Annotated in this window: 10 protein-coding genes; 8 read left to right on the forward strand and 2 right to left on the reverse strand. The window is 61.3% G+C overall.

The window, feature by feature from the left end; translation table 11 throughout:
- Window positions 1-254: 254 nt before the first annotated feature.
- Entirely contained in the window at window positions 255-1076 is an 822-nt protein-coding gene (locus HU762_RS07260; protein ID WP_186634784.1) for a M23 family metallopeptidase, read from the reverse strand.
- A 3-nt stretch (window positions 1077-1079) separates the two neighbouring features.
- Window positions 1080-2459 (reverse strand): exodeoxyribonuclease VII large subunit, encoded by a 1380-nt coding sequence (xseA, locus tag HU762_RS07265; protein ID WP_186635477.1) that lies wholly within the window; start codon window positions 2457-2459, stop codon window positions 1080-1082.
- 156 nt (window positions 2460-2615) lie between these two features.
- Here xseA and HU762_RS07270 point away from each other — a divergent pair, with 156 nt between their 5' ends.
- The 8 genes from HU762_RS07270 to tadA all read left to right on the forward strand — a co-directional run bounded on the left by HU762_RS07270 (window position 2616) and on the right by tadA (window position 12022).
- Window positions 2616-3383 (forward strand): sulfite exporter TauE/SafE family protein, encoded by a 768-nt coding sequence (locus HU762_RS07270; RefSeq protein WP_186634786.1) that lies wholly within the window; start codon window positions 2616-2618, stop codon window positions 3381-3383.
- 69 nt (window positions 3384-3452) lie between these two features.
- Window positions 3453-4001: a sugar ABC transporter ATPase gene (locus HU762_RS07275; RefSeq protein WP_186634789.1), complete on the forward strand. Its 549-nt coding sequence runs from the start codon at window positions 3453-3455 to the stop codon at window positions 3999-4001.
- 183 nt (window positions 4002-4184) lie between these two features.
- A complete protein-coding gene (gene guaB, locus HU762_RS07280) occupies window positions 4185-5654 on the forward strand; it encodes an IMP dehydrogenase (RefSeq protein WP_186634792.1) in 1470 nt (489 codons plus the stop codon).
- Between the two features lie 80 nt (window positions 5655-5734).
- Window positions 5735-7312, forward strand: a complete 1578-nt coding sequence (guaA, locus tag HU762_RS07285) for a glutamine-hydrolyzing GMP synthase (RefSeq protein WP_186634795.1) — start codon at window positions 5735-5737, stop codon at window positions 7310-7312.
- Between the two features lie 250 nt (window positions 7313-7562).
- Window positions 7563-9176, forward strand: a complete 1614-nt coding sequence (locus HU762_RS07290; protein WP_186634798.1) for a Fic family protein — start codon at window positions 7563-7565, stop codon at window positions 9174-9176.
- A 322-nt stretch (window positions 9177-9498) separates the two neighbouring features.
- Window positions 9499-10023, forward strand: a complete 525-nt coding sequence (locus HU762_RS07295; protein WP_186634801.1) for a DNA-binding protein — start codon at window positions 9499-9501, stop codon at window positions 10021-10023.
- Window positions 10024-10148: 125 nt separating this feature from the next.
- Complete coding sequence (locus tag HU762_RS07300) at window positions 10149-11525, forward strand: multicopper oxidase family protein (protein ID WP_186634804.1); 1377 nt, start codon at window positions 10149-10151, stop codon at window positions 11523-11525.
- Complete coding sequence (gene tadA, locus HU762_RS07305) at window positions 11525-12022, forward strand: tRNA adenosine(34) deaminase TadA (RefSeq protein ID WP_186634807.1); 498 nt, start codon at window positions 11525-11527, stop codon at window positions 12020-12022. The genes HU762_RS07300 and tadA overlap by 1 nt, the downstream gene beginning before the upstream one ends.
- The last annotated feature ends 13 nt before the right edge of the window (window positions 12023-12035 follow it).

Genomic DNA, 12035 nt, shown 5'->3' on the forward strand with positions numbered 1-12035 from the left:
AGGTGCCGCGATTCAGCCCGGCAGTCGTGCGCTGACGAGGCACAGGCTGCGGTGCTGGCGAAGCTGGATGAGGGTGTGAGAGGTTTTCATGGATTCAACCCTAACCGTGTGCACCGGGGATCGCAAGCAGTCGGAAAAAATTGGGATAAGTTCTGTTTTTAGGTAAAAGCACGAGATTTAATCGCGCTTTTTAGCAATATTTGTCTCAAAAATTGCGTCGATATTTGGAGCTCGGCAATTGCTGGTCGGCAGTGTCAGGGCTGGAACGCTCCGATGAAAATCGCCGGGTCCACCCGCGCATCGTTCAGGCTGATGTTCCAGTGCATGTGCGGCCCGGTCGCCCGGCCCGTGGCGCCGACCTTGCCCACCACTGTGCCCCGTGCCAGTTGCTGGCCAACCTTCACGTCGATTTTCGACATGTGGCAGAACATGCTGATGAAGCCCTGGCCATGGTCGACGAACACCGTGTTGCCATTGAAAAAGTAATTGCCGGTGAGGATGACCTTGCCGGCGGCCGGGGTCTTGATCGGTGTGCCGGCTGGTACGGCGAAATCCAGGCCGGAATGCGGGTTGCGTTCCTCGCCGTTGAAGAACCGGCGCACGCCAAACTTGCTCGACAGCGGGCCGTTGACCGGTTTGTCCAGCAACAGGTTGCTGGGAATGTTCGGGCTGAAGCTACGGTAGGCCTTCAATTGGACCGCGAGCTCGGCATTGATCCGCGCAAGGTCCGCCGGGTCCGGATTCACCTGGCGTTTGTTTTTCAACGTGATGCGCTGCTCGGGGTACTTCTTGTAGCCGACTACGAATGGCTGGGTGGTGCCGCCACTGCTGATCTGCTGGGTACCGGGCTGGACCGTCAGCGGAATGCCGACAATCGCCAGCCAGTTTTGCTGCTCCTTGACCACCAACACCGGTTTGCCCAGGTACGTGGCTTTCGGCGCCTGGGCCGCGGCGCCCAAATCGACCACGGCCACGCCGCCAGGCACCGGCTTGTTCAGCAGGCGGGTGATGTAGCTGTCGGCATGGGCGTTGAAGGCCAGGCACAGCAAGAGCAATGGAGCGAGAAATCGCGGCATGAATCAATCCAGTAGAGAAAGGGTGACCGGCGTCAGGTGATTGTCTTCGACCCGCACCAGCAGTTCGCCTTCGCCGAGCTTGGCGGTCAGGCGCTGGCCGGTCTGGGTCTGTGCGGCATTGCGGACCGCATGGCCGCGCTCGTCCAACAGAATGCTGTAGCCGCGGCCGAGGGTCGCCAGAGGGCTGACGATGTGCAGCGTCTGCATCTGATTCTGTAACTGCACGCGTCGGGTTTTCAGGCCTTCGCGCATGGCCCGGGGCAGGCGTTCGGCCAGGCTCTCCAGGCGATGGCGCAGCATCGCCAGCTGCCGGCCCGGATGTTGCCCAGCCAGGCGGGTCTCCAGGCGGATCAAGCGCTCGCGACGGATATTGAGACTGCGTTCGAAGGCCCGGCGCATGCGCATGTCCAGGTCGTCGAGGCGCTGGGCTTGCTGGCGCAGGCGTTCGCCGGGATGACGCAGGCGTCGAGTCAGGCCTTCGAGGCGAAGTTGATCGCGCATCAGCCGGTCGCGCATGCGCATCACCAACCGGCGATGCAGGCTTTCAACCCGGCGAACCAGATCCCCGGCATCCGGCGCCAGCAGTTCGGCGGCGGCGGACGGCGTCGGCGCGCGCACGTCGGCGACGAAATCGCTGATGGATACGTCGGTTTCATGGCCGACGGCGCTGACGATCGGCGTGACGCAAGCGTCCACCGCGCGGGCCACCGCTTCTTCGTTGAAGCACCACAAGTCTTCCAGCGAACCGCCACCCCGGGCCAGGATCAGCGCATCGAAACCGCGGGCGTCCGCCAATTTCAGGGCGCGGACGATTTGCGCGGTGGCTTCGCGGCCTTGCACGGCGGTGGGAATCAGCGTCAGGGCAATCTGCGGCGCCCGGCGGCGGAACACGCTGATGATGTCGCGGATCACCGCGCCGGTCGGCGAACTGATGATGCCGATGCGCTGCGGGTGAGCCGGCAGCGGCACCTTGCGCTCGGCGCTGAACAGGCCCTCGGCGCTGAGTTTTTCCTTCAAGGCATCGAAGGCCAGGCGCAGGGCACCATCGCCGGCCGGCTCGACGGTGTCGAGGATCAACTGGTAGTCGCCGCGACCCTCGAACAGCGAGACCTTGCCGCGTACCTTCACCGCCAAACCGTCCTTCAAGGCCTGGCGCACCCGCGCGGCGTTCTGCCGGAACAGCGCGCAACGCACCTGGGCGCCGCTGTCCTTCAGCGTGAAGTACACGTGGCCAGAGGCGGGCCGGGCGAGGTTGGAGATTTCGCCCTCGACCCAGATGTTGCTGAACACGTCTTCGAGCAGCACCCGCGCGCGGCCGTTGAGCTGGCTGACAGTCAGGACCTCGCGGTCCAGGCCCAGTCGGGCAAAGGGATCTTTAATCATGGGCGGCATGATAAGGGGATTCGTAGGTGAATCTCCATGAGCGCAGACATTTCGATTCCGTTAGCTCCATTACGGACAGCTCCGCCAGCATAAATGCTGGATATGCCGCGACACATCTGGCTAAAGTCGCCGCTTTCGTCCTCAGGGAAGTGCCGGATGGAGCTTTTGTCATGGCTGGGCCAGTGGTCATTCGCACCGACGCAGTGGCTGGTGATCGGGCTGGCGATCATCCTGGCCTACATTGTTTTTGGTATCGCCGGGTTTGGCACCGCGTTGGTGGCCGCGCCGATCCTGCTGCTGTACATGCCGCTGTCCAAGATCGTGCCGCTGCTGGTGCTGCTGGATTTTGTCGCGGCGTTCGGCAATCTGTTGCCCTCGCGGCGAGACGTCGCCCGGTCCGAGTTGCTGCGGTTGTTGCCGTGCATGGCGGTGGGGTGCACCCTCGGGGTGATTTTCCTGCTTAACCTCAAGTCCGACCTGTTGCTGTTGTTGATGGGGCTGTTCATCAGCGCCTACGCGATCTACAGCCTGTTGATTAAAACCCGGCCGACGCAGTTGTCGGCGCTGTGGGCGCTGCCGATGGGAACGGTGGGCGGGATGTTCGGTGCGTTGTTCGGCAGTGGCGGCTTTTTATATGCCATCTACCTCAGCAGCCGTTTGTCCAAGGAGGCGGCCCGGGCGACGCAGAGCGCGCTGATCAGTTGCAGCACGGTGGTGCGCTTGAGCCTGTTCGTCATTGCCGGGGTGTATGCCGAGCTACCCTTGTTGGTACTGGCGCTGTGTTTGTTGCCGGCCATGGCGCTGGGGCTGTGGGTCGGGCGTCGCTTGACCATGAAAATGTCCCGAGAGGCGTTCGTGCGCCTGGTTACCTGGCTGGTGCTCGCCAGCGGCCTTGCGTTGATTGTGCGCTACCTGAATGCTTGACCTGGCTCGGCCAGGGATTAAGCTGCCGGCCTTCTATCAGACCCGCCAGGGAAACAGCCAGGCCTCGCCATGAACTCGCAAAGCATCATCGTCCCGAAAATTTCTACCCTCCCGGTCCATGAGCCCCGAGCCCGGGCGATCGTGCGCTGGCTGGTGCGCAAGAATATCGTCGAAGAGCAACTGACCACTTGCGGGCGCACCGGCAACCGCATGGCCCACGCCATCGCCCCCGGTGCCCGCCATGTGGTCCTGCATCCCGACGCGCTGCCGTTCGGCGAACCGGTCAACGGCCTGGAGATCATCACCAAGCGCTGCATCTATACGCCGGCCAAGGGTTTTCTTGAGGAGGCAGGTTGTGCCGAGTGTCGCAAGGAGGTCGGCGAAGCGTTGTTCGAAAGCCTGGAAGACTGGATGCCGGGGCGCACCGATAACTTCACTTGCCCTGAGTGCGGGCATGAAGATGACATCAACGGTTTCCTTTTCCTGCAACCCTGCGCTTTCTCAAACCTGGGTTTCATTTTCAATAACTGGCTGGAAGCGGGGTTCAAGCAGGCTTTTCTCGATGAATTCGCCGATTGGCTGGATTTGCCGGTGAGTTGGGTGAAGGTGGAGTTGTAGCCAGAAACACGCAACCTGTGGCGAGGGAGCAAGCTCCCTCGCCACAGGTTCGGTGTATGACCGGAGCGCATTGATCAGCCCCGTCAATCACCCCGCCAATAATAGACAGAGTTTTACATTGAGCCAGACGGGGTCCATGAGTATAATGGCGCGCTTCCATTTTCCCGCTCGGGAGCCCCCGCGATGCTGCGTATCAGCCAAGAAGCTCTGACCTTCGACGACATTCTCCTAGTGCCCGGATATTCCGAAGTACTGCCCAACGAAGTCAGTCTCAAAACCCGTCTCACCCGTGGCATCGAACTGAATATCCCCCTGGTTTCCGCTGCCATGGACACCGTGACCGAAGCCCGTCTGGCCATTGCCATGGCCCAGGAAGGCGGTATCGGTATCATCCACAAGAACATGACCATCGAACAGCAGGCCGCCGAAGTGCGCAAGGTCAAGCGGTTCGAGGCTGGCGTGGTCAAGGACCCGATCACCATCGAGGCTGACGCCACGGTTCGCGATCTGTTCGAACTGACCCGCATGCACAACATCTCCGGCGTTCCGGTGCTGCACGATGGCGACCTGGTCGGCATCGTCACTTCCCGCGACGTGCGTTTCGAGAATCGCCTGGACGCCACCGTCCGTCAGGTGATGACGCCTAAAGAGCGCCTGGTCACGGTCAAGGAAGGCATCGGCAAGGACGAAGTTCGCGAGTTGCTGCACAAGCACCGCATCGAACGCGTGCTGATCGTCGACGACAAATTCGCCCTCAAGGGCATGATGACCGTCAACGACATCGAAAAAGCCAAGGCCTACCCGCTGGCCAGCAAGGACGACCAGGGTCGTCTGCGCGTCGGCGCTGCGGTCGGCACCGGCAAGGACACCGGTGACCGCGTTGCGGCCCTGGTCAATGCCGGCGTTGACGTGGTGGTGGTCGACACCGCCCACGGTCACTCCAAGGGCGTGATCGACCGCGTTCGCTGGGTCAAGCAGAACTTCCCTGACGTGCAGGTGATCGGCGGCAACATCGCCACCGGCGCCGCCGCCAAGGCCCTGGCCGAAGCTGGCGCCGACGCGGTCAAGGTCGGTATCGGCCCTGGCTCGATCTGCACCACGCGCATCGTCGCCGGTGTCGGCGTGCCGCAGATCAGCGCCATCGCCAACGTCGCCGCCGCCCTTGAAGGCACCGGCGTGCCGTTGATCGCCGACGGCGGTATCCGCTTCTCCGGTGACCTGTCCAAGGCCATCGTCGCCGGCGCGTCTTGCGTGATGATGGGTTCGATGTTTGCCGGTACCGAAGAAGCACCGGGCGAGATCGAGCTGTTCCAGGGGCGTAGCTACAAGGCCTATCGCGGCATGGGTTCGCTGGGTGCCATGTCCCAGGCCCAGGGTTCTTCCGACCGTTACTTCCAGGACTCCTCCGCGGGCGCCGAGAAGCTGGTGCCGGAAGGCATCGAAGGTCGCGTGCCGTACAAAGGCACCCTGAGCGCGATCATCCATCAACTGATGGGCGGCCTGCGTTCTTCCATGGGCTACACCGGCAGCGCTGACATCGAAGAGATGCGCACCAAGCCGGAATTCGTGCGCATCACCGGCGCCGGCATGGCCGAGTCCCATGTCCACGACGTGCAGATCACCAAGGAAGCGCCGAACTACCGCGTAGGTTAAGGCCTTCAGCAAAACGTTAAATCACCGGGGCTGTTCATTCAGCCCCGAGTTGTTTCTGATTCACTACATGAGAATGAGTCATGGCCCTCGACATTCACGCTCACCGCATCCTGATCCTCGACTTCGGTTCCCAGTACACCCAGCTGATCGCCCGCCGCGTGCGTGAAATCGGCGTGTACTGCGAACTGCATCCGTTCGACATGGATGACGAAGCGATTCGCGAATTCGCTCCCAAAGGCGTCATCCTCGCCGGCGGCCCCGAGTCCGTGCACGAAGCCGACAGCCCACGCTGCCCGCAAGCCGTGTTCGACCTGGGCGTGCCGGTCTTCGGTATCTGCTACGGCATGCAGACCATGGCCGAGCAGTTGGGCGGCAAGGTCGAAGGTTCGGACCTGCGTGAGTTCGGTTATGCCCGCGTCGACGTCGTCGGCAAGAGCCGCCTGCTGGACGGCATCGAAGACCACATCGACGCCGATGGCCTGTTCGGCCTCGACGTGTGGATGAGCCACGGTGACAAAGTCACCAGGATGCCGGAAGACTTCCACATCCTGGCCAGCACCCCGAGCTGCCCGATCGCAGGCATGTTCAACGACGATCGCCGCTACTACGGCGTGCAGTTCCACCCGGAAGTGACCCACACCAAGCAGGGCGGCCGCATCCTGTCGCGCTTCATCCTCGACATCTGCGAGTGCGAAGCCCTGTGGACCCCATCGAAGATCGCCGAAGACGCCATCGCCCAGGTCCGTGCCCAGGTCGGTACCGACAACGTGCTGCTGGGCCTGTCCGGTGGCGTCGACTCCTCGGTGGTTGCCGCATTGCTGCACAAGGCCATCGGCGACCAGCTGACCTGCGTCTTCGTCGACAACGGCCTGCTGCGCCTGCACGAAGGCGAGCAAGTGATGGCCATGTTCGCCGAGAACATGGGCGTCAAGGTGATCCGCGCCAACGCCGAAGAGCAGTTCCTGAACAACCTGGCCGGCGAGTCCGACCCGGAGAAGAAACGCAAGATCATCGGCCGCACCTTCATCGACGTGTTCGATGCCCAGTCCAACAAGCTGGACAACATCAAGTACCTGGCCCAGGGCACCATCTATCCCGACGTGATCGAGTCGGCCGGCGCCAAGAGCGGCAAGGCCCACGTGATCAAGTCCCACCACAACGTCGGTGGCCTGCCGGAAGAGATGAACCTCAAGCTGGTCGAGCCGCTGCGCGAATTGTTCAAGGACGAAGTGCGTCGCCTCGGCCTGGAACTGGGCCTGCCGTACGACATGGTCTACCGCCACCCATTCCCAGGCCCGGGCCTTGGCGTGCGGATCCTCGGTGAAGTGAAGAAGGAATACGCCGACCTGCTGCGCCGCGCCGACCACATCTTCATCGAAGAACTGCGCAAGGCCGACTGGTACCACAAGGTCAGCCAGGCATTCGTGGTGTTCCAACCGGTGAAATCGGTGGGCGTCGTTGGCGATGGCCGTCGCTACGCTTGGGTCGTCGCCCTGCGCGCCGTGGAAACCATCGACTTCATGACCGCTCGCTGGGCACACCTGCCGTACGAGCTGCTGGAAACCGTTTCCGGGCGGATCATCAATGAAATCGAAGGCATTTCTCGCGTCACGTATGACGTGTCGAGCAAGCCGCCGGCGACGATTGAGTGGGAGTGACGGAAGCTCAACAGGGTAACCCCCTGTTGTCCTGAAATCGATGCAACGTCGATTTTGTGATCGGAGGGAGAAAGGGGCAGGTTCAGCCTCTTTCTCAGCTCTGACGAGCCGGTTGTTGAAATAATCGTTTTTGCGCACTGCTCTTGTTATCTAATCGTTTTTATCCCATCTTAATCGTTAGCTGACCAGATCAGGCGGCACGACATCATTTCTTAGTCCCTAAAACTCATCTTGTCCGCGGAGGCCCTATATGACCGATTTGCCCGCAGACCCGATAGGCGCCGCCTGGCTGGCTCAAATCTATGGTGTGCAGCCTCTGGGGCGACTGCCGGTGATGAGTCAAGTAGGCGGGAGACGCGCAACTCAAGTCACCGATGGCTTTCGTATGGAGACCTACACCGAGGCGATGCGGCCGGATGAGGAGCCGGCTGCACATCTGCAGTTCCATCTGCGTCATGAAGTCCCGCATCTGGAGTTCCTTGCCCGTCTGTTCGAGAAGACGGGGCCTGTTTTCGTCCAGGACTGGGTTACGGTCGAGCCTACTGGGCAGTACGCGCGTCGTGCTGCGTTTCTATATGAATGGCTGACCGGAGACACTCTGGTCGTGCCCGAGCGCTTAGGCGGCAATTACGTCGATGCCATTGACGAAGCCAAGCTGGTATCGGCAACCCGCGACCGAGTGGTCAAGGTGCAGCGCTGGCGGGTAAATGACAACCTGCCCGGCACGCGTGAATTCTGCCCCTGCGTGGTCAAGACCGAGGCGGTAATGCGTGCGGTTGGACTGGACGTCCCACGCCTGTTCGGTGAATTGACAGATGAGTTCGGCGAGGATCTGCTGATGCGGTCGGCGGTCTGGATGACGTTACGCGAGAGCAAGGCCAGCTTTGCCATCGAAGGCGAGGCCGACCGGGTAGGGCGGGTGCAACGCTTTGCGGACGTGATGGCTCGTCGTACAGGGCAAGGTGCAGTCCCGTTGAGCAATGCCGCACTTGCAGAGTTGCAGCAAGAAATTCTCGGTGATCGGACGACGATCGCCCACTTCGGCGTGCGCCAGTCACCGGTTTTCGTCGGCGAAACGGTGCGCTACCAAGAGGTCGTACATTACGTCGCCCCTGCGGCCGATGAGATCGGCGCGATGCTTGAAGGGCTAAAGGTGTTCCTCGAAAGGACGCAAGGCCAATCGTCAGTGATGCGTAGCGCGGTGACAGCCTTTGGTTTCGTCTATATCCACCCTCTCGCTGATGGTAACGGCCGTGTGCACCGGTTTTTGGTCAATGACGTACTGCGACGCGACGGCGTGATTCCTGATCCGGTGATTTTACCGATCTCAGCGGTTATTACCGATGACGCGGGCGAGCGTCGCGGCTACGACCGAGTGCTGGACCAAGTGTCCAGGCCGCTTATGCAGGCTGTACGCGAACAAGTAGTCTTCGAATCCAGGCAGACGACCTATCCAGACGGTGTCGTGTCGAATTTCTCTTTTCAAGGTGCTGACCAAGCACGACCGCTGTGGCGTTATCCGGACCTCGGACCCCATACCGTGTTTCTGGCCAATATCATTGGCCGGACGTTGACCGAGCAGATGCGCGAAGAGTCTCGTTATCTGCGCAGCCACGCCCGGGCGCGGGCGATGCTGAAGGAGGTGGTCGAGATGCCCGATCAACAGGCAGATCGGGTGCTGCGCTCAATTGAGCAGAATCGTGGCGAGTTGAGCAATGTGCTTGCCAAGGAAATGCCCGTCCTGCAACAGGCCGGGGTGTGGGCTGAGATCGTTGATGCTGTCTCGCAGGCGTTTGCGCAGGACGGTGGAGTGGGTGTTGCTGTGATTGATCGCTATCGTCCGGGAAAGCCTGTCGACCGCTGAAACCCGGGCCAATTCGTACAGCACCCGTCCTTGCGGTCTGACTTGCCGCACTGAGCAAACTCAGTAACATGCGGGTCATGACTCTCGTGATCAGCTCTCTGGAACGTTTCCCTTAACTCCCCCGAACACTGCGAGGCTGCTCGACCCATGCCAAAGACGACTCCTCTGTCCGTGATTAAACCCGATCAAGTCCCGATTTCGAAGTGAACGAAGGTTGTCGATTGACAACCTTTTCCGCCGCGCGAATGCTGGAGATCACGGATGATTCGTCCCTCGCACCCGAAGAAAGAGGTCGAAGAAACGCTCAGGCAGGAATAAAACAATGGAATTTATCTTTACCCTGAAATATCAGCTTGCTGACGACGGCTGTGCCATGGAGGAATTGGTTGAGCGGTTGGGTGAAGCTGGCTGCGACGATGCCCTGGTAGGTATCGGACAGCCTGGGCGGCTGGCGCTTGAGTTCACTCGCGATGCGCCTGATGCCGCTGAGGCGGTGCTTAGTGCGCTAGACGATGTGCGCCGCGCGGTGCCGTCGGCCAAGTTGATCGAGGTTGCGCCTGATCTGGTCGGTCTGACCGACGTAGCCGAGATCGTAGGGGTCTCGCGGCAGAACATGCGCAAGCTGATGTTGACTCATCCGGGCAGCTTTCCGACGCCGGTGCACGAGGGCAGTGCATCCATCTGGCATCTGGCGGACATTCTGACCTGGCTGCAGGCCCGGGGCAGTTATTCGTCCGCCTCGGGTGTGTTGGATGTGGCCCGGGTGGCCTTGCAGGTCAATGTTGCGAAAGAGCGCCGACGGCTAGCTGAGGTGGGTTTCAAGGAGTTGGAAGCGCTGATTGAGTAACAGCGCTTATCGTCCGAACGCGCGCCGCGACAATCCTTCACTTAATCTTTCTCAATTGCAGGTGTATCGTATTCGCCTTTTCCGGGCCCCCCGGTCCGTCGCAGATTCAAGAGGTAGTCGCGTTCATGTCCTTTACCCGTCGCCAAATTCTCGGTGGCCTGGCCGGTCTTGTTGTCGTTGGCGTAGGTGCGGGAGGCGCGTCGCGGTATTGGCTGGGCAAGATGGCGGATGCCGAGGCCGGTCATGACTATGAACTGATTGCGGCGCCGTTGGACGTCGAGCTGGTAGCCGGGCACAAGACCCAGGCTTGGGCTTTTGGTCCGTCGGCGCCGGGCACCGAGCTGCGGGTGCGCCAGGGGGAGTGGTTGCGGGTTCGCTTCATCAATCATTTGCCGGTCGCGACCACGATTCATTGGCATGGGATCCGCTTGCCGCTGGAGATGGACGGCGTACCGTACGTCTCACAATTGCCGGTGTTGCCGGGTGAGTACTTCGATTACAAATTCCGTGTGCCGGACGCTGGCAGCTATTGGTATCACCCCCACGTCAACAGTAGCGAAGAGCTCGGGCGTGGGCTGGTGGGGCCGTTGATCATCGAAGAGCGTGAGCCCACCGGCTTCAAATACGAGCAGACCCTGAGTCTCAAGAGCTGGCATGTGGATGAGCAGGGCGAGTTCGTCGCGTTCAGCATCCCCCGTGAAGCGGCCCGTGGCGGCACGGCGGGGCGGTTGTCGACGATCAATGGCGTGGCGCAAGCGGTGATTGATTTGCCGGCCGGGCAGATCACCCGGGTGCGCTTGCTCAACCTCGACAACACCCTGACCTATCGCATCAACATCCCCGGCGTTGAAGCGCAGATCTATGCGCTGGACGGCAACCCCATCACGCCGCGCCCGCTGGGCAAGGAATACTGGCTGGGCCCGGGCATGCGCATCTGCCTGGCAATCAAGGCACCGCCGGCCGGGGAAGAGTTGTCGTTGCGCAACGGCCCGGTACGCCTGGGCACCCTGCGTTCGGTGGCCAACAATGACGCGCCGACTCCATGGCCGCCAGCATTGCCGCCTAACCCCGTGGCAGAGCCGGACCTGGCCAATGCCGAGAAACTCAACTTCAATTTCGAGTGGGTCGGCTCGGTGTCGGTCAATGTCGACAACGGCAAGCCGCCGAGCCTGTGGCAGATCAACGGCAAGGCTTGGGACATCACCGACAAGACCTGCGCCGACCGGCCGATCGCCACCCTGAAGAAAGGCCAGAGCTACATTTTCGAATTGAAGAACATGACCCAGTACCAGCACCCGATCCATTTGCACGGCATGAGCTTCAAGGTGATTGCGTCCAACCGGCATAAAGTCATTCCGTATTTCACCGATACTTACCTGCTGGGCAAGAACGAACGGGCGCAGGTGGCGCTGGTGGCGGATAATCCTGGCGTGTGGATGTTCCACTGCCATGTGATCGATCACATGGAAACCGGCCTGATGGCCGCCATCGAGGTGGCGTGATGCGCCAGATTCGCCCCGCCAGAATCATCGACCGCAGCGGTGACCAGGACTTCATGCGCGAAGCCCTGGCCCTTGCCGAGCAGGGTGCGGCCCTGGGCGAAGTGCCGGTGGGCGCGGTGTTGGTCCAGGACGGTGAAATCATCGGGCGTGGCTTCAACTGCCCGATCAGCGGTCACGACCCCAGCGCCCACGCCGAAATGGTCGCCATTCGCGCCGCCGCCCAGGCCGTGAGCAATTATCGCCTGCCCGGCAGCACGCTATATGTAACGTTGGAGCCGTGCAGCATGTGCGCCGGCCTTATCGTCCATTCGCGTATCGCTCGGGTCGTCTACGGCGCCCTGGAACCCAAGGCCGGGATTGTGCAGAGCCAGGGGCAGTTCTTCACCCAGGGTTTTTTGAATCATCGGGTGATGTTCGAGGGAGGGGTGCTGGCCGAGGAATGCAGCGCCGTGCTAAGCGAGTTCTTCAAGGCCCGACGAGCCAAGCCCCAAGATTAAACACATACCCCTG

The sequence above is a fragment of the Pseudomonas sp. SWRI92 genome (genome assembly GCF_014268685.1).
GTDB lineage: Bacteria > Pseudomonadota > Gammaproteobacteria > Pseudomonadales > Pseudomonadaceae > Aquipseudomonas > Aquipseudomonas marvdashtae.

What these genes read in the sequence shown, in the direction of transcription:
- HU762_RS07300 (WP_186634804.1), top strand. Translation starts at nt 10,149, where the DNA reads ATGTCCTTTACCCGTCGCCAAATTCTCGGTGGCCTGGCCGGTCTTGTT.
- xseA (WP_186635477.1), bottom strand. Translation starts at nt 2,459, where the DNA reads ATGATTAAAGATCCCTTTGCCCGACTGGGCCTGGACCGCGAGGTCCTG.
- HU762_RS07270 (WP_186634786.1), top strand. Translation starts at nt 2,616, where the DNA reads ATGGAGCTTTTGTCATGGCTGGGCCAGTGGTCATTCGCACCGACGCAG.
- guaB (WP_186634792.1), top strand. Translation starts at nt 4,185, where the DNA reads ATGCTGCGTATCAGCCAAGAAGCTCTGACCTTCGACGACATTCTCCTA.
- HU762_RS07290 (WP_186634798.1), top strand. Translation starts at nt 7,563, where the DNA reads ATGACCGATTTGCCCGCAGACCCGATAGGCGCCGCCTGGCTGGCTCAA.
- tadA (WP_186634807.1), top strand. Translation starts at nt 11,525, where the DNA reads ATGCGCCAGATTCGCCCCGCCAGAATCATCGACCGCAGCGGTGACCAG.
- guaA (WP_186634795.1), top strand. Translation starts at nt 5,735, where the DNA reads ATGGCCCTCGACATTCACGCTCACCGCATCCTGATCCTCGACTTCGGT.
- HU762_RS07295 (WP_186634801.1), top strand. Translation starts at nt 9,499, where the DNA reads ATGGAATTTATCTTTACCCTGAAATATCAGCTTGCTGACGACGGCTGT.
- HU762_RS07275 (WP_186634789.1), top strand. Translation starts at nt 3,453, where the DNA reads ATGAACTCGCAAAGCATCATCGTCCCGAAAATTTCTACCCTCCCGGTC.
- HU762_RS07260 (WP_186634784.1), bottom strand. Translation starts at nt 1,076, where the DNA reads ATGCCGCGATTTCTCGCTCCATTGCTCTTGCTGTGCCTGGCCTTCAAC.